The following is a 19,678-nucleotide window of genomic DNA, read 5'->3' on the forward strand; positions in this document are numbered from 1 at the left end:
CCAGATTATAGTTCGGCCAGCTAATTGACGCAAACCGCACCCCCGACTGATCCCCACGCCCTGTCAACGCGGCGGGCCATCGCACCCGCGCCGCACACCCGGCTACCGTTCTGAACCGGTCGAGCCTGAGACAGGCTCGTCTCAAGCTACGACAATCACCGGCGCAAGCGCGAACCCGCGGGGTCTCAACCGCGGTCAAAACACGTCAAATCGGTTTAGTCTCATCGTGATGACTCGGCCACGACTTCCCAAAGAACTTCGTCATCGCGACCCGGAGTTCATTCGCGCAGTGCTGCCTCCGCTGTGGTTGGCCTCCACTGTGTGGTTCCGAGCCGAGGTGCACGGCCTCGAGAACGTGCCGGACGAGCCGGTGCTGTTCGTGGGCAATCACAGCGGCGGGGGAGCCACCCCGGACACCTTCGTCTTCCTGCTGGCCTACAACACCTACTTCACTGTCGAGGGCCGTCCCCTCTACGCACTGGCGCACGACACCGTCACGGCCGCGCCGGTCATCGGCGAACTGACCCGCAAGCTCGGCGTGGTCCCGGCTGCCAATTCCTTCGCTGAGCGCATTTTCGACAGTGGCGGCTCGGCCCTGGTCTACCCGGGCGGGGACGTGGAGGCCCTACGCCCCTGGCGCGACCGCAACAAGATCATCTTTTCAGGCCGCAAAGGCTTCTTGCGGCTTGCTCACAAGTGCAACGTGAAGATCGTGCCGGTGGTGGCGACCGGCGGCCATGACACCTTGATAGTGCTCAACGACGGTCGCCGCACCGCCCAGCTGCTGCGGCTGGACAAACTGGCTCGCGTAAAGAGCATGCCGATGACGCTCAGCATTCCGTGGGGACTGTCCCCACTGCCGCTGCCGCACTTTCCCCTTCCGGCGAAGATCCGCATGCAGGTGCTCGACCCGATCGACGTGCGCGCCAGATTTGGCGACGAGCCGGATTGGGACCGGGCCCTGGGCTATGTCACCAGCGTCATGCAGGTCGGACTGTCCAAGCTGGCCAGCAAGACGATCGTCCCCATGGTCCGGTGATATGACCCAGACCGTCACCGTCACCCGACATATCGACTGTCCGCTCGACGTCAGCGGAACGTTCGTCACCGACCCGCACGGTCTTTTTCCCAAGGTGTCCACCTTCAGCCGATGTCGATTCGTCAAAGCGCGCGATGACGGCGAGCTGTGGGACGTGTACATGGAAAGTGGCACCATCCAGCTGGGCGGCCGCGTGCTGATCACACCGCCGACGGGCAGCCTACTGAAGTGGCGGGCGGTGCAAGGGACGCGACATTCTTTCGCTGCGCTGGTAGAACCCGACGGCGACGGCAGCCGCCTGACCCTGACCCTGACGTTTTCTACCACCGGTCTCGGAATCGCCCGGCTCAGCGAGTGGCTCGGACGCGGCCTGGTCGCGCGAAACTTGGAGGCCGCGGCCGAGGAAATCCGGCACTATCTCGAGTTCGAGAGGTAACTCCGCGGGTGCGGCCCGGCGGACCGCCATTTCGGCGATGAGCTGAATGTGTGCTTTATTGGTAAAGGCTGTGCAAACAGCAGACAGCGAGCCGTTGTCTGAAGTCGCGCTACGCGGTGATGTCCGCTCACGGGCCCCGGGGGATTCGGGCCGAGCGTGCATCGAATGCACCACAGTGAGGTGGCCAGCCGACCACACCCGATCGGAGGAAGCGTGATGGACTTCGCGTTGTTGCCCCCAGAGATCAACTCGACGCTGATGTACGCCGGCCCCGGCTCTGGATCGATGGTGGCGGCCGCCGTGGCATGGGACGACCTGTCAGCCGAGCTGTATTCAACGGCCAGCGCGTACCAGTCGGTGATCACGGCTTTGACCGCCGGTCCGTGGATCGGCCCGGCGGCAGCTGCAATGGCTGCGGCCGCGTCACCCTACATCGCATGGCTCCGAGTCACCGCTCTCCAGGCTGAGCACACCGCTGATCAGGCCAAAGCAGCGGCTGTCGCCTACGAGACCGCGTTCGCCGAGACGGTCCCACCGCCGGTTGTCTTGGCCAATCGCAGCCTGTTGATGACGCTGATCGCGACCAACTTCTTCGGCCAGAACACGCCCTTGATCGCACTCACCGAAACCGAGTACGCCGACATGTGGGCACAGGACACGGCGGCCATGCAGAGCTATGCGGCGTCATCGGCGGCCGCGACCACGCTGACGCCGTTCGCCGGTCCTTCCGCCACCACCGATTCAGGCGGGTTGTCAGCGCAAGCGGCCGCGGTCAGCCAGGCCGCCGGAACAGCCGCCGGGGAGGTGCAGAGCGCCGTCTCCTCGGCCCAGCAGGCGCTCGCCGCGGTGCCCGACGCGTTGGCCGGCCTGGCGACCCCGGCTCCGGCCGCAGCTATTTCGCCGTTCGACATCGTGACCCTCCTCGACTTCGGCGCGGGTCTCGTCAGCGGGTCGATAGACGGAGTTCTTGCGACGTCTGCCCTCCCGTACGATGTCGCCGGCTACCACGTGGGTATCCACACCGACGACATCATCAGCGGGTGGGCCGGGGTCCAAGGGTGGCCGGGCACCGCAGCCGCGCCCCCGACCGACTTCCCGGTGATCACCAACCTCGGTTCGCCCGTGTCGGCGGGCCTCGGCGAGGCTGGATCGGTCGGCGGACTGTCGGTCCCCCCGGGCTGGACCACCGCCGCTCCCGGCTTCCGATTGGCGGCGCTGACGTCGCCTGCCGCCGGCGCCTCTGCCGCGGCAGAGGCTTCCGCGGCAGAGGGCGCCGGCGCGCTGTTCGGCCAGATGGCGGTGGCCGGGATGGCTGGGCGGGCTATGGCCGGCACCATCGGCACCGGCGGGTCGGGCGGCCCTCGCACGAAGGAACGCGTCGGGGTCGCTAAGCGCGGGACGACGGCGGCGGCTGAGGTACCGGAGGAAAGTGCGGCGCCGCCGCCGACGCTGCCCGGCGGCCCGATCACCAGCATCGCCGCCGAACTCCGTGAACTCGCGTCGCTCCGCGACGCCGGCATCCTCACCGACGAAGAGTTCACCGAGCAGAAGCAACGCCTGCTGCCGCGCTGAGACGAGCGGAGGCCAACGCTGGACGCGGGGCAAAGGGCACGTTGCCCCGGTCCGACGCCTTCCTAGCGGAAAAGCCCGCGCCGCCGAACGCGACGCCGGCCGCCCGGCTGATCGCCCAGCTGGGATGTTCGGTCAGCGTCGCTACTTGACCCGGTTGGCCGCGAAGGTCGCAGCCTGGGTCGTCATACCGTTCTCGATGTAGGAGACGTGCGCCATGATGTTGCCGCCGCCCGTGCAGATCGGGTCATCGGTAGCGCACAGGCTGATTAGCTTGCCGCTGTAGAGCGGGCTGATCGTCGGTAGCGGGCCGCCGCCCCACAGTGCGCTAGAGAAACCGCTGGATGGTTCGCCGAAGTAGGCCACCGCGCCGACGTGGTTGGCAACCGGCGCCGGCATCTGGGTGGTGGCCAGATTGATCACGGTGGCACCCTGCGAGTACCCACCCATGACGATCTTGGTGCTGGGGCAACTGGCGACCGTGCTCTGGACGTGAGCACTCGCATCGTCAGCACCGCTGGTTGCGCTGTTGTGGTAGTCGTCGTTGGCGGGGTAATTGACCGCGTACACCTCGACCGAACGGCCGGCCAGCTGAGAAGTGAGCGAATCCACGAAGGCTTGGCCGACATTGCCCAGCCCCGGCTCCTGGTGAGTGCCGCGGGCGTACACGATCGAGACGTCGGAGCAGGGGTCGGCCGATGCGGTGGCCGGGGTGGCGAGTGGCACGCTCAGCAGAGCCCACGTCGTCATGACGAAGACACCGGAGATTCGTGCGAGGCAGCGTGCGGTCATGCCCAAGATCCTGGCATACCGACGGCAAGACCGTAGCCGGCGGCTGGGGTCGCCGACGGCGTGCTCGCGTGCCGCGGCTCAATCAGCCGTCAAGGTGGAGTCCTGGTCGCGGCTGCCGAACCACTTCAACGCCTCGAGTGCAACCGCGACGCGAACGGTGGTGCGTTCCAACGGCCGCGGCAGCAGTCGTTGGGCGGCATCGAGCCGGCTCAACAGGGTGTTGCGGTGGATGTAGAGCTGTTGGGCCGCGCGGGCGGCATTGCACTGCTCGTTGATGTACGTCAGCAACGTGTCCCGAAGCACCGAGCCGGCCGAGGCGAGGGAACCGAGCGTATGGCTGATGAAAGCATCTGCCTGACCTTGCTTTTGGGTGAGCAGCGCGACCATCTGGATGTCTTCGAAGTGCGCTACCTGCTGTCGTGACCGCAACCGCACCATCATGTGCTGCGCGGTGAGGGCCTGCTCATAGCTGTTGCGGAAACCGTCGACGCCTCGCGCACCGGCGCCGATCGCGAGGCGCAGCCTGGGAGTTTCGTCGAGCACTCTACGGACCTTTTCACCGTCGATTTCGGCGACATCCTTGAACCACACCCAGCGAGTCGCCTCGCTGGCGACCACCGCGAATGGTTGTGGGCATCCGACAACCTGCCCCAATGCGGCAACCGTCCGGTCCATCAGCCGGCTATCGCCGTCAGGCTCGTCACACCACAGGATGGCGGCGGTGTGAGATCCGCTGAGCGCGTACCCCAGTCGCGCTTCAGCCCGTTTGTGGTTCATGGACTCGCCGTCGAGGATGAATTCGACGATCTTGCGCCGCTCGACGATCGCCCCCTGGGCCAGTTCGGTGTGCTCCAGCTTCATCTGCCGCGCGATCGCGGCTAGCGTCAAGTCGACGAAATCACTCGCTGAGCGCGAGATCACATTGAGTAGCTCTCTGAGTTCATGCGGATCGGACGTGAGGTCGAACACGATGTCCATCCAGCGCTGCAAAGCCACGTTCTGGCCGATGCGGTAGATGTCGGGCGCCGAAGCGCCAAGGCCCCGGCGCACCAGAATGCGAGCCATCCGCAACGGCTCAGGCCCGAGGTACGCCGACACGACGCCACCGGGGTCACGCAAGTGACTGGTGGCGAAGTGCACGAGGTTCGCACGATTGGACGAACTGACCGCTGCGGCCAGGGTCGGATCTCCGGCGATCGCGGAGTTGCCGGCCACGGATGCCCGGTCGAGCTGTTCCAGCCATTCTGGGGTTGGGTTGAGAGCGATCCAGGCTCCTTGGCGGATCAGCTCGCGGATCTGCGGCGACAATTTGCTATCTACCACGGAAAACCATTCGGTCGTAGGCGCACTTTGTACTTTCATCGAGTTCTCTCGGTGAGGTGAGGGGAGTTGGTTCGACTGCGGATCGATGCGGGCGCGGGTCCCCGCGGGCCCTTCAAAAGCTACATCAACGTATCGTATACAGTCAAGCATTCTATACTCATATGTATTCGTTGTTGATTTTTCCGGCCGCTTCGGCATCCCGAAGTTGATCCGCCCGGTCTAGAGTTCCAATCGATGCGTCGCACGTGGACCTGGACATTTGACCTGCAGCCGGATCAACTCTGGCCGGTGCTGGCTGACACCAACCGGTTCAACGAGGCCCTGGGTCTGCCGCCCTACACACTCGACGAGACGCCCCAACCGAACGGCACAGTCCTGCGACGTGGGCGGGGTAAAGCAGCGGGTTTCACGCTGGAGTGGGAAGAGAAGCCGTACGAGTGGGTCTCGGGTCGACATTTTCGCCAGTCACGCGTGTTCAGCAAGGGCCCGTTCCGGCGCTTCGGCCCGGACTTCGATGTCGAACCGGACGGCTGCGGCGGCTCGCGTGTTTCCTATGCACTCGAATGGGAGCCGCTGAACATGGCAGGCCGCCTGTTCGGCGCTCGACTTGCGGCGCAGGCCGGTGAGCACGTGCGCCGCCGCGTCCTGGAGGCGGTCGCTTATCTTCGGGGTGACGATGCTGCGGACCGCCTCACACCGTTCGTGTTGCCAGAGCCGATGCTGCCACCGGGTGCGCGCGAACGAGCCACCGCGATCGCACGCGAAATCGACCGCAGCGCGTACGGAAACGGGCTCGGTGACCGCCTGGCCGAGCTGGTGCTGCACGCCATGGCGGCCGATCTCAACCGGCTGCGACCCAAGGTCCTGGCGGGCCAGCTTGGGGTGCCGGTGCGCGCAGCCACCGAGGCGTGTCTGACCGCCGTGAAGAGCGGTCTGCTTTGCATGAAGTGGGATCTGCTGTGCCCCAATTGCCGGGGCGCCAAGGTCAGCGTCCCATCGCTGGCCGACCTACCACACGGTGCGCACTGTTCGTCGTGCAACATCGATTACGACCGCGACTTCGAACGCAACGTCGAGCTGACATTCACACCGTCACCGACGGTGCGCCCGCTGCGGGAGGGCGAATTCTGCCTTTCCGGACCGATGAGCACCGCGCATGTGGTGGTGCAGGTCTTACTGAGCCCGGGGGAGCGACGCACCGTGCCAATCGACCTGCTTCCCGGCTCCTATCGTGGACGCACGTTACATCCGGGCGCCGTCGTCGACGTCGAATACGCTGCCGACGCCTTTCCCGATCTGCGTATCACGGCCACCGGTGTGGAGCTGCTCGCGGAGCCGGACGGCAACGACGAGCCGGGAACCGTGACGTTCGTCAACGAGACAGGATACGAACTTGCGGCGTTGATCGAAGAACGATCGTGGACACGGCAGGCCCTGACGGCACCGGAAGTGATCTCGTTGCAGGCATTTCGAGACATGTTCGCCGAGGCGACGCTGCGCCCGGGTGACGATGCCGGCGTCAGCCAGGTCGCGCTGCTGTTCACCGACCTGCGTGGCTCGACTGAGCTCTATGAACGGGTTGGTGATGCCACCGCGTACAACTTGGTCCGGGAACACTTCACCTTGCTCGCCGAGATCGTGCGTGATCATGCCGGCGCGATCGTCAAGACGATCGGCGACGCGGTGATGGCGTCGTTCGACGATCCCGCCCAGGCGGTGCGCGCGGCGCTGGCCATGCAGGCCAAGATCGCCGCGTCCGCGCACGGCGCCGAGCATCTGGTGTTGAAAGTGGGCGTCCATGCCGGCCCGAGTGTGGTCGTGACGTTGAATGACCGCCTGGACTACTTCGGCTCCACCGTCAATATGGCGGCGCGCCTGCAAGGTCAGAGTGCCGGCGAGGACATCGTGCTGTCAGAAGCCATCGCTTCGGATCCTGCGGTCCAGGAATTTCTGGCCGACATACCGCAGCGCCATGAGACGGTTGCGCTCAAAGGTTTCAACGAACCGGTCGGTTTCCTGCGGTTGCTGAGTTTGGCATCACCCCGGGACGGGGAAGACGGGCACTAGATTTGCCCGTGCGATTCGAGGTGTGCAATGTGGACGATCATCTACCGGCTGATATCCGTCGCCGCCATGATGCTTGCGCCGATGGCGGTTATGACGATCGCGACACCCGCCGTCAGTTCGGCGCAGTGCGCCGACGGCGAATGGTGGGATCCCACAGGTAAGGTGTGCCGCCCCTTGGGTGTTGGGCCACAACCACTCAACTGTGATGCGGGCCAGTGGTGGGATCCGACCGCCAACGTCTGCCGGCCCTTGGGCGTCGGGCCGCAACCACTGGCCTGCGACAACGGTTGGTGGTGGGACCCGGCAGCCAACGTCTGCCGGCCACCGGTGTTACCAGCGGGATAGATAGCGGCCACATCGCGCTACTCCGGCGGGAAGCCACCCGTGGCCACCGGTCCCCACCGGTTGGCAGTGACGCGCAGCAGACACTTGTTCTGGTCGCGCATCGCGCGGCGATATTCGTCCCAGTCCGAGTGCTCCCCGGCGATCGGCCGGTAATAATCGACGAGGGGTTCAACCGCAGCAGGCGCATCGATCACCTCGGCGCCGCCATCGAGTTGTACGTAGGGGCCGTTAAATTCGTCGGAAAGCACGACGACGCTTGCTCTGCCCGTCCGTCGGATGTTGACGCTCTTCGCGCGCTGAGGATAGCTCGCGATGACAATCCTGCCCTGCGCATCGACTCCACCGGTTACCGGCGAGCTCTGCAGCGAGCCGTCCGTACGAAAGGTGGTCAGTACCATCCGGTGTCGCGGCCGGACGAATTCCAGCAATTCGGCAAAACCCACTTCGTCCGCTGTCGCAATTTTCCGACCCATGAGACCAACCTAGCCCGGTTGGGGCGACCACTACTCTGGCCCGAGTGGCCGATCCGACCGTCAGCGAGTTGCGCAGACGCCTCGACGAGTTGACGATTCGCGACGCCGCCCGCTTGCGCAGGCGTCTGCAGAATGTTCGCGGCGGCTTCAGGCCGGAGAAGTTGCGACAGCTCGCCCAGCAGGTCGCTGCCGCTGAATCGCTGGTGGCCGCCCGCCAAGCCGCCGTGCCGACGATCAGTTACCCCGACCTCCCGATCACCGAGCGCCGCCAGGAAATCAGCGAAGCGATACTCAACCACCAGGTCGTCATCGTCGCCGGAGAAACCGGCTCCGGCAAGACCACCCAGTTACCCAAGATCTGCCTCGATCTCGGCCGCGGCGTGCGCGGCACGATTGGACACACGCAGCCCCGTCGGCTGGCCGCCCGGACCGTCGCGCAACGCATCGCCGACGAACTGCACAGCCCACTCGGCGACGTCGTGGGGTACACCGTCCGCTTTACCGATCAGGTTAGCGACCGCACCCTGATCAGATTGATGACCGACGGCATCCTGCTCGCCGAAATCCAGCGCGACCGCCGCCTGCTGCAGTACGACACGCTCATTCTCGACGAGGCCCACGAACGCAGTCTCAACATCGATTTTCTGTTGGGCTACCTGCGAGCGTTGCTGCCCCGCCGGCCCGAGTTGAAGGTGATCGTCACGTCCGCCACCATCGAACCGCAGCGTTTCGCCGCGCATTTCGCAGGGGCTCCCATCGTGGAGGTGTCTGGACGGACCTATCCGGTGCAGATCCGGTACCGGCCGCTGGAGCTGCCCGTTTCGGTTGGCGCGCAGGATGATCCCGACGATCCCGATCACGAGATCATTCGAACCGAGACGCGCGATGAGATCGAAGCGATCGCCGATGCTATCGACGAGCTGCATGCGGAGCCGCCGGGCGACGTCTTGGTGTTCCTATCCGGAGAGCGCGAAATTCGGGACACCGCAGAGGCGTTGGCGGGTCTAAAACACACCGAAGTGCTTCCTTTGTACGCGCGGCTACCCACCGCCGAGCAACACAAGGTCTTCGCGCCGCACACCAGTCGCCGGGTAGTGCTGGCGACCAATGTGGCAGAGACGTCGTTGACCGTGCCGGGAATCCGCTACGTCGTGGACCCGGGTAACGCCAGGATCTCGCGGTACAGCCGGCGATTGAAGGTACAGCGACTGCCCATCGAGCCGGTTTCGCAGGCATCGGCCGCCCAGCGAGCCGGCCGGTGTGGCCGGGTGGCACCGGGGGTGTGCATCCGTCTCTACTCCGAGGAGGATTTCGCTACCCGCCCGCGCTACACCGAGCCGGAGATACTCCGGACCAACCTCGCCTCGGTGATCCTGCAGATGGCGGCGTTGCAACTTGGGGACATCGAAAGATTTCCCTTTCTGGATCCACCTGATCAGCGCAGCATCCGTGACGGGGTGCAGCTGTTGCAGGAACTCGGCGCTTTCGACCAGCAAGGCGCGATCACCGATCTTGGCCGTCGACTGGCGCGGCTGCCCGTCGACCCACGTCTCGGCCGGATGATCCTGCAGGCCGACCGCGAAGGATGCGTGCGCGAAATCCTGGTGCTCGCCGCGGCGCTGACCATCCCGGACCCGCGGGAGCGGCCCGTCGACCGCGAAGAGGCGGCGCGCCAGAGCCACGCCAGGTTCGCCGATGAGAGCTCCGACTTCATCGCCTACCTCAACCTTTGGCGTTATCTTCGAGATCAGCGAAAGGAATTGTCGGGCAGCGCTTTTCGACGGATGTGTCGCAAGGAGTTCCTGCACTACCTGCGGATCCGCGAGTGGCAGGACCTGGTCGGCCAATTGCGGAGCATCGCCCGCGATCTGGGTATCAGGGAGTCTGACGAGACGGCGGACCCGGCGCGGATTCACGCGGCGCTGCTGGCAGGGTTGCTGTCACATGTGGGAATGCGCCGCGAGGACACCCGCGAGTATCTGGGCGCGCGCAATGCGCGCTTCGTACTCGCGCCCGGCTCGGTGCTGACCAAACGCCCGCCGCAATGGGTCGTCGCCGCGGAATTAGTGGAGACCAGCCGACTCTATGGCCGGACCGCCGCGCGCATTCAGCCAGAGGTCGTCGAGCGAGTCGCGGGTGAGCTGGTGCAGCGCACCTACAGCGAACCACATTGGGAAACAAAACGTGGTGAAGTGCTGGCCTACGAGCGGGTGACACTGTACGGCCTGCCGCTGGTCGCGCGCCGCAGAGTCGGGTACGCCAAGGTCGAGCCGGTGGTGGCGCGCGAGTTGTTCATCCGACACGCACTGGTGGAAGGCGATTGGCAGACTCGTCACCACTTCTTCCGCGACAACGCGCGACGGCGCGCGGAACTGGAGGAGCTCGAGGAGCGGGCTCGTCGCCGCGACCTGCTCGTCGGTGACGACGACCTTCATGCGTGGTTCGACGCACGTATTCCTGCTGATGTCGTGTCCGCGCAACACTTTGACGCGTGGTGGAAGAAGCAGCGGCACCGGACCCCGGAGCTGCTGACCTTCTCGCGCGATGACCTGTTGCGCTCGGACGAGGCGGCCGCAAGCAAGGATCGCCCGGACACCTGGCGGACCGGTGATGCCGCACTACCGCTGACCTACCGATTCGAGCCGGGGGCGACCGATGACGGTGTGACGGTGCACGTCCCGATCGACGTCTTGGCGCGCCTGGGAGGTGACGAATTCGCCTGGCAGGTACCGGCACTGCGCGAGGAACTGGTCACCGCCCTGATCCGCTCACTGCCGAAAGATCTGCGACGCAACTTCGTTCCCGCCCCCGACACCGCGCGGGCCGTGCTGCTCGGCATCGACCCGTCCGGCGAGCCGCTGCTGAACGCGTTGCAGCGTGAATTGCGCAGGCGCACGGGTGTTGTGGTACCCGTCGAGGCTTTCGACCTGGACACGCTACCGCCGCATCTGCGGGTGACGTTTGCCGTCGAGTCTGCGGACGGGACCGAGGTGGCACGCGGGAAGGATCTGCATGCCCTGCAGGAGCGCCTTGCAACGCCGGCCCGACGAGCCGTCGCTCATGCGGTCGCTGGGGAGCTCGAGCGGACAAGATTACATTCTTGGCCCGAGGACATGGCAGAACTGCCACCCGTCGTCGAGCGCGCCGTCGAAGGACGATCCGTCAGAGGCTTTCCCGCCTTCGTCGATTCGGGTGCCGCCGTCGACCTTCGGGTGTACGCCACGGCCGCCGAGCAGCGGAGCGCGATGGGTCCGGGACTGCGCCGGCTGATCCGCCTCAGTGTGCCGTCACCGGTTAAAGCTGTTGAGCGTCAGCTTGATCCGCGAACCCGCCTGATCCTCGGAACCAATCCGGACGGTTCGCTGCCTGCCCTTCTCGACGACTGCGCTGACGCGGCGGCGGACACGCTCACACCGCAGGCGGTGTGGACGCGTGATGCGTTCACGGCGCTGTGCGATCAAATAGCGGCGAAACTGGTTCCGACGACCGTCGACGTCGTGGGTCGCATCGCCAAGGTATTGTCCGTGGCCCAAGAAGTGCAGCTCCTGTTGCCCGCCCAGCCGCCGGCCACTCAGGCGCAAGCCATCTCCGACGTGCGGACACAACTCAACCGGTTGTTGCCACCTGGATTTGTGACAGCCGCCGGGGCTGCCCACCTTGCTGACCTGGCCCGCTACCTGACGGCGATCAAACGCCGACTCGAGAGGCTGCCGCAGGGGCTACAGGGAGATCGAGAACGGATGGCGCGAGTACAGGCCGTGCAGGACGCATTCGACCAGCTGCTGCGCGCGCTGCCGGCTACCCGGACGAATGCGGGCGACATCCGCGATATCAGCCGCCAGATCGAGGAGTTGCGGGTGAGCCTGTGGGCCCAGCAGTTGGGCACCCCGCGTCCGGTCAGCGAACAACGCATCTATCGGGCGATTGACGCAGCGCGCGAACGCAGTTGAGTGCGGCACAGGCAAGGCGACGCCACCCGGGCCCGCACCGGCAACGCTTTGCGGGCAGCGGCGCGGGATGAATTCGCGGACCAGCACGTGCAGATCGGGCCGCACGATGGAAGTATCGCGAGAGTGGCCACCAAGAACCCGCAGACTATCGCATACCCGGCGCCCGAGGCGCGTCCGCACCACCGCGACAACGCTCCATTGGAACCCCACGTCATCGTGTTGTTCGGCGCGACAGGCGATCTGGCTAAACGCAAGCTGATCCCCGGGCTGGCGCACCTGGACCAGTCGGAACTGGCACCGAATATTCAGATCATTGCCACGTCACTCGAAGACCTAAGCGATGACGAATTTCGGGAGATCGCCAAGAACGCGATCGACGAGTTCGGCACCCACAAACTCACCTCTGAGCAGTGGGAGGAATTCGCGAAGATTCTCGCCTACGTCCCGCAGGATGCGGGAGCGCAGGCACTCGCCGATGCGGTGGCGAAAGCCGAAGACACGCTTGGCGAGAACGTGCGGCGCCTTCATTATCTGTCGGTCCCTCCGAAAGCGGCGCACGACGTCATCGACATGCTGCGCGAAGCGGATCTCGTCGATCGCTCGCGAGTAGTGATGGAGAAGCCGTTCGGCACTGACTACGACAGCGCGGTGGCACTCAACGACTTCGTGCACGACACCTTCGATGAATCCCAGATTTTCCGCATCGACCATTTTCTGGGCAAAGAGGCCGCGCAGAACATCTTGGCTTTTCGCTTCGCCAACGGGCTGTTCGAGCCGATTTGGAACCGCAACTTCATCGACCACATTCAGATCGACATTCCCGAGACCCTCGGCCTGGACCAGCGAGCGAACTTCTACGAGAACACCGGCGCCTACCGCGACATGGTGGTCACCCATCTGCTTCAGGTGATGGCATTCGTCGTGATGGAACCGCCCACCGCGCTGGAACCCCGCGCGATCAGCGAAGAAAAGAACAAAGTGTTCCGGTCGATGCTGCCGATAAAGACGGCCAATGTGGTGCGCGGACAATACAGCGGCTACCGCCAGGAAGACGGTGTGTCAAAGGATTCCGACACCGAAACTTTCATTGCGCTCAAGGTGGGGGTGGACAACTGGCGCTGGGCCGGCGTGCCGATCTATTTGCGCACCGGCAAGAAGATGGCCGAGGGTATCCGCATCATTTCGATTGCTTTCAAAGAGGCGCCGCGAACGATGTTCCCGCCCGGATCTGGAGTTGGCACACAGGGACCCGATCACCTCACATTCGACCTCGCCGACAACTCGAAAGTCTCGCTGTCGTTCTACGGAAAGCGGCCGGGTCCGGGAATGAAACTCGACAAGCTGTCCATGCAATTCTCGACGCAGGAGATCGATACCGCGGCAGACGTGTTGGAGGCCTACGAACGGCTGATTCTGGACGCGATGCGCGGCGACCACACGCTGTTCACCACCGCCGAGGGGATCGAATCGCTCTGGGAGCGATCACAAGATCTGTTGGACGACCCGCCGCCGGCGAAGCTGTATCAGCCCGGCACCTGGGGCCCTAACGCCATCCATCAGTTGATCGCTCCGAATGCGTGGCGGTTGCCGTTCGAACGGGAGTGGCGTGAGCGCCGCGCTGAGCCCTAGTGCCGCCGCACGCCTCGGTCAGTCCGGGACGTAGTCGAACTTGTCCGGGTGTGGACCGATGCGGCCGTTCTCGCCCTGATCCAGCGCGCTGATCGATGCGACGTGGTGATCAGAGAGCTCGAAGTCGAAGAGCTCGAAGTTCGACTTCACCCGTTCGGCGGAGACAGATTTGGGAAAGACGATGTCACCGCGCTGAATGTGCCAACGCAACACCACCTGTGCCGGCGTCTTTCCGAACGCCTTGGCGATGCCGGTGATCACCTCGTCATCGAGCACCCTGCCCTGGGCGATCGGAGACCACGCCTCGGTAGCGATGCCGTGGGCCTTGCCGTAGCCGCGCACGTCATCGTTGGCGAAGTACGGGTGCACCTCGATCTGATTGACCGCAGGCACGGTCTGCGCGCCGTCAGCCAGCCGATCGAGATGAGCGGGTTGAAAGTTTGAGACTCCGATGCTGCGGGCGCGTCCATCAGCAGCGAATTCCTGCAACGCATTCCACGTGGAGAGAAAGTCGCCGTCGTAGAGCGTCGGCAGCGGCCAGTGGATCAGGAAGAGGTCGACGTAGTCCGATGCGAGCGCCGACAACGTCGCGTCGAACGCCCGACGCGCGTCATCCGGCCGGTGATACCCGTTGTTGAGTTTGCTGGTGATGAACACTTCGCCGCGGTCCAGCCCCGTGTCCTGGACGCCCTCGCCTACCTCTTTCTCATTGCCGTACATCTGCGCCGTGTCGATGTGCCGATAGCCCACCTCGAGTGCGGCCCGCACAGCCGCGGCCGTCTGATCTGGCTCGATCTGGAAGACGCCGAAGCCCAATTGCGGGATCGGGTTCCCGTCGTTGAGCGTGATTGACGGGACAGTGCTCATGCTCCGGCCTCCAGGTCTCTTGACTTATCGCTGGAGGGGATGCCCACTTCTAGCCAGAACCCAACACCGCTGGGCGAGATATGGCTCGGCAGTCAGTTCAATTCGGCGCTGACATAGCTGACAGCGTCGCGAAACTTCGCCAGAATCTCGTTGTCCGGCAACGCAAAGCCGTGCTGGGCGTACAGCTGCTCAGTCGGGTAACGAGTGACCGTCCAGCCACTGGCGGTCAGGTGCTCGGCAACCTGCCTGCGCTCGCCAAGCCACACCAGTTCGGCGACGTCGATGTCCAGTCCGTACTTGCGCCAACTGGCGCGCATGTTCCGGGCACGTTCGTCGGTGAAGACGCTCATGTCGCTGATGTTCTCCGTCGCCAGCCGACTGCCCCGCGCACTGAGTGCCGTGATGTTGGCCAGCAACCGGTCCTGGGCCTCCGGCGGAAGATAGGGGAGCAGGCCTTCAGCGATCCAGGCGGTCGGCTCGCTGGTGTCGAACATGTTGTCGCGCAAGGCCGTAGGCCAGTCTTCTCGGAGGTCAATCCCTACCGCTCGACGCTCGACGGCAGGTTCCTCACCGATCTGGGTCAGGGTCAGGCTCTTGAAGGTGATGACCTCGGGCTGGTCGACTTCGAAAACCACCGTGCCCTCCGGCCAGGTCAAGCGATAGGCCCTGGCATCGAGTCCAGCGGCCAGGATCACGGCTTGGCGTATACCGTCCCCGGTTGCGGCGCTGAAGAAGTCGTCGAAGAACCGGGTGCGCACCGCCATCTGCTCACGGCGCTGCTGGAAGGTCATCGGCATCTCGTCGTCTTCGAGAGGTATTTCGCCGTCCAGCATGCGGGTGAAGAAGGGGTGTCCCACGGCGCGCACCAGCGGTTCAGCGAATCGATCGTCGAGCAGCGGATCGGGTTCCCGGGAGGCCAGCGCCCGGGCGGCCGCCACCATGGTCGCGGTAGCCCCCACGCTGGACGCGAGGTCCCAGCTGTCCCCATCGGCGCGCGCCGTACCAAATGTTGACATCCGCTGCTCCCGTTCCGCCTGGGCATGTCGATACCTGCTCAGCGTAACTGCGGGTTGCCGACCTAGCAGGGCGCCGGCGACGCCAGATGAAATGATGGACGGCACCATGGCTCCGACACTGCGCCCACGTCGATCCGCTCTTTACCTACCCGGCAACAAGAGCCGGGCGCTGGAAAAGGGGAGAACGCTCCCGGCGGACGTGCTGATCTTCGACCTCGAGGATGCCGTCGGCCCCGACGCCAAGGCCGAGTCGAGGACCAGGGTGTGTGAGGCCGTTGTGTCCGGCAGCTACCAGCCCCGGGAAGTCGTGGTGCGCATCAACGGCGTGGACACCGACTGGCACGCCGACGACCTAGCCGCGGTAGCGCGCACCAACGCCGACGGCATATTGGTGCCGAAAATCGAGACAGGGCAACAGGTTCAGGATTTAGTCGGTACGTTGCGCGCGCTGGATGCCCCGGCTTCATTGCAGCTGTGGGTGATGGTCGAAACTCCCAGGGCGTTCCTGCGCATTGACGAAATCGCCTCGGCGAGCGAGCGCTTGGCGGCCCTGGTGGTCGGCACCAATGATCTGGTGAACGAGTTGCATGGCCAGCACGTACCCGGACGCGCTCCCGTGATGCCGGCGTTGTCACTGGCCGTACTGGGTGCCCGAGCGGGCGGGAAAGCGGTCCTGGACGGCGTGTTCAATGACATCACCGACGCCGACGGCTTCGCCGCTGAGGCTCGGCAGGGGCGGGAGATGGGTTTCGACGGAAAGACTTTGATCCATCCGTCGCAGATCGCACCGGCCAATGACACGTATGGGCCGTCCGAGCAGGAGCTCGCCCATGCCCGCACGGTCGTAGCGGCCTACGAGGAGGCGCGAGCCGCTGGGCGCAGCGTGATCACGGTTAACGGTCGCATGATCGAAAACCTGCACGTGCGCGACGCCCAGCGGATCCTCGCCTTGGCTAATCTCATCTCCGAACTGAAACGGCGCAACTAACGGCTGATGTGCCACGGGCCGATGCCAACCAGATGATCCCCGGTCAGCCCGATACCCAGATTGTGGTTACCGGTATTGAACAGACCCTGGTTAAAGCTGCCCTCGTTACCGATGCCCAGCAACTGCAACGCACCCAACGGCAGACCGGAGTTGCCGACCCCGCTGTTGACCAGACCCAAGTTGAGGCGGCCGTTGTTCCAGGCCCCGACATTGTCCGCGCCGATGTTGGTCAACCCGACATTGTTGAGGCCATTGTTACCGATACCGAACCCACCGAAGGTGCTGATCGGATCGGTCGGGGTGAAGTTCGGACTCACATTGCCCAACCCGAAATTCAACGTGCCCTCGTTGAAGAACCCGATATTGCCCTCACCGACATTGCCGTAACCAAAGTTCGGCAACGCCGCCGCCGCCGCGGCCGGCAGCGCAGTACTGCTGATGTGCCACGGGCCGATGCCAACCAGATGATCCCCGGTCAGCCCGATACCCAGATTGTGGTTACCGGTATTGAACAGACCCTGGTTAAAGCTGCCCTCGTTACCGATGCCCAGCAACTGCAACGCACCCAACGGCAGACCGGAGTTGCCGACCCCGCTGTTGACCAGACCCAAGTTGAGGCGGCCGTTGTTCCAGGCCCCGACATTGTCCGCGCCGATGTTGGTCAACCCGACATTGTTGAGGCCATTGTTACCGATACCGAACCCACCGAAGGTGCTGATCGGATCGGTCGGGGTGAAGTTCGGACTCACATTGCCCAACCCGAAATTCAACGTGCCCTCGTTGAAGAACCCGATATTGCCCTCACCGACATTGCCGTAACCAAAGTTCGGCAACGCCGCCGCCGCCGCGGCCGGCAGCGCAGTACTGCTGATGTGCCACGGGCCGATGCCAACCAGATGATCCCCGGTCAGCCCGATACCCAGATTGTGGTTACCGGTATTGAACAGACCCTGGTTGAAGCTGCCCTCGTTACCGATGCCCAGCAACTGCAACGCACCCAACGGCAGACCGGAGTTGCCGACCCCGCTGTTGACCAGACCCAAGTTGAGGCGGCCGTTGTTCCAGGCCCCGACATTGTCCGCGCCGATGTTGGTCAACCCGACATTGTTGAGGCCATTGTTACCGATACCGAACCCACCGAAGGTGCTGATCGGATCGGTCGGGGTGAAGTTCGGACTCACATTGCCCAACCCGAAATTCAACGTGCCCTCGTTGAAGAACCCGATATTGCCCTCACCGACATTGCCGTAACCAAAGTTCGGCAACGCCGCCCCCGCCGCGGCCGGCAGCGCAGTACTGCTGATGTGCCACGGGCCGATGCCAACCAGATGATCCCCGGTCAGCCCGATACCCAGATTGTGGTTACCGGTATTGAACAGACCCTGGTTGAAGCTGCCCTCGTTACCGATGCCCAGCAACTGCAACGCACCCAACGGCAGACCGGAGTTGCCGACCCCGCTGTTGACCAGACCCAAGTTGAGGCGGCCGTTGTTCCAGGCCCCGACATTGTCCGCGCCGATGTTGGTCAACCCGACATTGTTGAGGCCATTGTTACCGATACCGAACCCACCGAAGGTGCTGATCGGATCGGTCGGGGTGAAGTTCGGACTCACATTGCCCAACCCGAAATTCAACGTGCCCTCGTTGAAGAACCCGATATTGCCCTCACCGACATTGCCGTAACCAAAGTTCGGCAACGCCGCCGCCGCCGCGGCCGGCAGCGCAGTACCGCTGATGTGCCACGGGCCGATGCCAACCAGATGATCCCCGGTCAGCCCGATACCCAGATTGTGGTTACCGGTATTGAACAGACCCTGGTTGAAGCTGCCCTGATTGCCCACGCCAAGAAGACCCAACAGCGGGACCGGCAAACCCATATTCCCGGTACCGACATTGGCGATCCCGACGTTCTGCATCCCGTTGTTGGCGATTCCTAGAGAGCCGAAATTGCTCAACGGATTGCTCGGAACGAAGTGCGGACTCACATTGCCGATCCCGATATTCACACTGCCGGTGTTGAACGCCCCAAGGTTGTCCAATCCCGTGTTGCCGATGCCGATCCCGCCAAACAAACTGATCGGGTCGGTCGGAGTGAAGTTCGGACTCGCATTGCCCCACCCGACATTCAACGTGCCTTTGTTGAAGAACCCGATATTGCCCTCGCCGACATTGCCGTAACCGAAGTTCGGCAACGCCGCCGCCGCCGGTGCAACCAGCTGCGCAGCGGCCGCCGCTGCTTCTGCGTGATAGCCGACCATCGCTGCGACATCCTGAGCCCACATCTCCTCGTAGAGGCTCTCGACAGCCGCGATTGCGGGCGCGTTTTGTCCAAAGAGGTTGGACAACACGAGGTTCACCAAACCGGAACGATTCGCTGCAACAGCTGCCGGATGCACCGTTGCCGCCAAGGCCGCTTCAAACGCACCTGCCACCGCCTGCGCCTGCGCCGCGGCACCCGAGGCCTGCGCTGCTGCCGCGCTCAACCACCCCGCATACGGGGTAGCGGTGGCCATCATCGCTTGAGCTGCCGGCCCCTGCCAGGCATCGGCCGCCAGCGCCGAAGTCAACGAAGAAAAAGACTCCGCCGCGGAGTCGAGCTCTGCAGCCAGCGTGTTCCACGCGGCCCCAGCCTCCAGCATCGGCACGGAGCCGGCTCCACTGAACATGCGCATCGAGTTGACCTCGGGGGGCAACACCGAAAAGTTCATCTACCTGTGCCTTTCTCGCCGCTGTCGGCCGGTCGCGAGGCCGCTTTCGCTTGTGATGCGCGAATCTATCCGATGGCGAACCGATTTACATGCGTTTTCGTATGCGATTTACTAATACATACGATCTGCTCACGTAGCCGTAAGGTTCCTCTCAGGTGTCTTAAGGTTTCTCTCAGCCAGACGCTTCGCCGCGGAGGTTGCGCCGCCTCGGCTCATCCAGGCCGAGGACGTAGCCTTACGCGGATGACGGAGTCGGTCGTCGTCAAGGTCAAGCCGGGCAGCCGTAAGGGCCCGCTTGTCGAGGTCGGGGCAGACGGCGGACTGACCATCTATGTCCGTGAGCAAGCGGTCGACGGCAAAGCCAACGAAGCAGTCACTCGATTACTGGCCACCCACCTTGATGTGCCAAGGAGCCGAATCGAATTGGTGTCCGGAGCCACGGCGCGGCTGAAGCGTTTTCGCATCAGCCGGTGAAT

General features: G+C 64.2%; 15 protein-coding genes. 9 read left to right on the forward strand and 6 right to left on the reverse strand.

The annotated features are described in order from the left end of the window. Positions 1-229 precede the first annotated feature (229 nt). From JX552_RS16820 to JX552_RS16830, 3 genes are all read left to right on the forward strand, one after another. A complete protein-coding gene (locus JX552_RS16820) occupies positions 230-1,039 on the forward strand; it encodes a lysophospholipid acyltransferase family protein (RefSeq protein ID WP_205873190.1) in 810 nt (269 codons plus the stop codon). A gap of 1 nt (position 1,040) precedes the next feature. Beyond that, positions 1,041-1,475, forward strand: coding sequence for an SRPBCC family protein (locus JX552_RS16825; protein ID WP_205873191.1), 435 nt, complete (start codon positions 1,041-1,043; stop codon positions 1,473-1,475). 216 nt (positions 1,476-1,691) lie between these two features. After that, positions 1,692-3,047, forward strand: a complete 1,356-nt coding sequence (locus JX552_RS16830) for a PPE family protein, SVP subgroup (RefSeq protein ID WP_205878497.1) — start codon at positions 1,692-1,694, stop codon at positions 3,045-3,047. A gap of 141 nt (positions 3,048-3,188) precedes the next feature. Here the strand turns inward: JX552_RS16830 and JX552_RS16835 are convergent, their stop codons facing one another. Both JX552_RS16835 and JX552_RS16840 read right to left on the reverse strand, forming a co-directional pair. Next, complete coding sequence (locus JX552_RS16835) at positions 3,189-3,836, reverse strand: cutinase family protein (RefSeq protein ID WP_205873192.1); 648 nt, start codon at positions 3,834-3,836, stop codon at positions 3,189-3,191. A 78-nt stretch (positions 3,837-3,914) separates the two neighbouring features. Then, the gene (locus JX552_RS16840; RefSeq protein WP_431195988.1) at positions 3,915-5,159 is read right to left on the reverse strand and encodes an Rv1453 family transcriptional regulator; all 1,245 of its coding nucleotides are present in this window, start codon (positions 5,157-5,159) and stop codon (positions 3,915-3,917) included. A gap of 234 nt (positions 5,160-5,393) precedes the next feature. On the opposite strand from JX552_RS16840, the gene JX552_RS16845 reads away from it, so the two are divergent. Continuing rightward, positions 5,394-7,226 (forward strand): adenylate/guanylate cyclase domain-containing protein, encoded by a 1,833-nt coding sequence (locus JX552_RS16845; protein WP_205873193.1) that lies wholly within the window; start codon positions 5,394-5,396, stop codon positions 7,224-7,226. Positions 7,227-7,253: 27 nt separating this feature from the next. Continuing rightward, a complete protein-coding gene (locus JX552_RS16850) occupies positions 7,254-7,571 on the forward strand; it encodes a hypothetical protein (protein ID WP_205873194.1) in 318 nt (105 codons plus the stop codon). Between the two features lie 17 nt (positions 7,572-7,588). Here the strand turns inward: JX552_RS16850 and JX552_RS16855 are convergent, their stop codons facing one another. Continuing rightward, positions 7,589-8,044 carry a PPOX class F420-dependent oxidoreductase gene (locus tag JX552_RS16855; RefSeq protein ID WP_205873195.1) on the reverse strand — a complete coding sequence of 152 codons (456 nt, stop codon included), beginning with the start codon at positions 8,042-8,044 and terminating at the stop codon, positions 7,589-7,591. Between the two features lie 35 nt (positions 8,045-8,079). On the opposite strand from JX552_RS16855, the gene hrpA reads away from it, so the two are divergent. Together hrpA and zwf are read left to right on the forward strand one after the other, a co-directional pair. After that, positions 8,080-11,994 carry an ATP-dependent RNA helicase HrpA gene (hrpA, locus tag JX552_RS16860; RefSeq protein WP_431195989.1) on the forward strand — a complete coding sequence of 1,305 codons (3,915 nt, stop codon included), beginning with the start codon at positions 8,080-8,082 and terminating at the stop codon, positions 11,992-11,994. A 123-nt stretch (positions 11,995-12,117) separates the two neighbouring features. Continuing rightward, positions 12,118-13,623, forward strand: coding sequence for a glucose-6-phosphate dehydrogenase (gene zwf / locus JX552_RS16865; protein WP_205873197.1), 1,506 nt, complete (start codon positions 12,118-12,120; stop codon positions 13,621-13,623). Positions 13,624-13,641: 18 nt separating this feature from the next. Here the strand turns inward: zwf and JX552_RS16870 are convergent, their stop codons facing one another. Further along, positions 13,642-14,490 (reverse strand): aldo/keto reductase, encoded by an 849-nt coding sequence (locus JX552_RS16870; RefSeq protein ID WP_205873198.1) that lies wholly within the window; start codon positions 14,488-14,490, stop codon positions 13,642-13,644. A gap of 92 nt (positions 14,491-14,582) precedes the next feature. Then, positions 14,583-15,506, reverse strand: a complete 924-nt coding sequence (locus JX552_RS16875; protein WP_205873199.1) for a class I SAM-dependent methyltransferase — start codon at positions 15,504-15,506, stop codon at positions 14,583-14,585. 106 nt (positions 15,507-15,612) lie between these two features. Between JX552_RS16875 and JX552_RS16880 the strand changes: the two genes are divergently transcribed. Next, positions 15,613-16,494, forward strand: coding sequence for an HpcH/HpaI aldolase/citrate lyase family protein (locus JX552_RS16880; protein WP_205873200.1), 882 nt, complete (start codon positions 15,613-15,615; stop codon positions 16,492-16,494). Here JX552_RS16880 and JX552_RS16885 read toward each other — a convergent pair. Next, positions 16,491-19,202, reverse strand: coding sequence for a PPE family protein (locus JX552_RS16885; RefSeq protein WP_205873201.1), 2,712 nt, complete (start codon positions 19,200-19,202; stop codon positions 16,491-16,493). The genes JX552_RS16880 and JX552_RS16885 overlap by 4 nt on opposite strands. 243 nt (positions 19,203-19,445) lie before the next feature. Here JX552_RS16885 and JX552_RS16890 point away from each other — a divergent pair, with 243 nt between their 5' ends. Further along, a complete protein-coding gene (locus tag JX552_RS16890; RefSeq protein ID WP_205873202.1) occupies positions 19,446-19,676 on the forward strand; it encodes a DUF167 domain-containing protein in 231 nt (76 codons plus the stop codon). Positions 19,677-19,678: the final 2 nt, after the last annotated feature.

The organism is Mycobacterium gordonae (assembly GCF_017086405.1).
In the GTDB taxonomy this organism is placed as follows: Bacteria; Actinomycetota; Actinomycetes; order Mycobacteriales; family Mycobacteriaceae; genus Mycobacterium; species Mycobacterium gordonae_D.

What these genes read in the sequence shown, in the direction of transcription:
- JX552_RS16820 (WP_205873190.1), top strand. Translation starts at nt 230, where the DNA reads ATGACTCGGCCACGACTTCCCAAAGAACTTCGTCATCGCGACCCGGAG.
- JX552_RS16825 (WP_205873191.1), top strand. Translation starts at nt 1,041, where the DNA reads ATGACCCAGACCGTCACCGTCACCCGACATATCGACTGTCCGCTCGAC.
- JX552_RS16830 (WP_205878497.1), top strand. Translation starts at nt 1,692, where the DNA reads ATGGACTTCGCGTTGTTGCCCCCAGAGATCAACTCGACGCTGATGTAC.
- JX552_RS16835 (WP_205873192.1), bottom strand. Translation starts at nt 3,836, where the DNA reads ATGACCGCACGCTGCCTCGCACGAATCTCCGGTGTCTTCGTCATGACG.
- JX552_RS16845 (WP_205873193.1), top strand. Translation starts at nt 5,394, where the DNA reads ATGCGTCGCACGTGGACCTGGACATTTGACCTGCAGCCGGATCAACTC.
- JX552_RS16850 (WP_205873194.1), top strand. Translation starts at nt 7,254, where the DNA reads ATGTGGACGATCATCTACCGGCTGATATCCGTCGCCGCCATGATGCTT.
- JX552_RS16855 (WP_205873195.1), bottom strand. Translation starts at nt 8,044, where the DNA reads ATGGGTCGGAAAATTGCGACAGCGGACGAAGTGGGTTTTGCCGAATTG.
- JX552_RS16870 (WP_205873198.1), bottom strand. Translation starts at nt 14,490, where the DNA reads ATGAGCACTGTCCCGTCAATCACGCTCAACGACGGGAACCCGATCCCG.
- JX552_RS16875 (WP_205873199.1), bottom strand. Translation starts at nt 15,506, where the DNA reads ATGTCAACATTTGGTACGGCGCGCGCCGATGGGGACAGCTGGGACCTC.
- JX552_RS16880 (WP_205873200.1), top strand. Translation starts at nt 15,613, where the DNA reads ATGGCTCCGACACTGCGCCCACGTCGATCCGCTCTTTACCTACCCGGC.
- JX552_RS16885 (WP_205873201.1), bottom strand. Translation starts at nt 19,202, where the DNA reads ATGAACTTTTCGGTGTTGCCCCCCGAGGTCAACTCGATGCGCATGTTC.
- JX552_RS16890 (WP_205873202.1), top strand. Translation starts at nt 19,446, where the DNA reads ATGACGGAGTCGGTCGTCGTCAAGGTCAAGCCGGGCAGCCGTAAGGGC.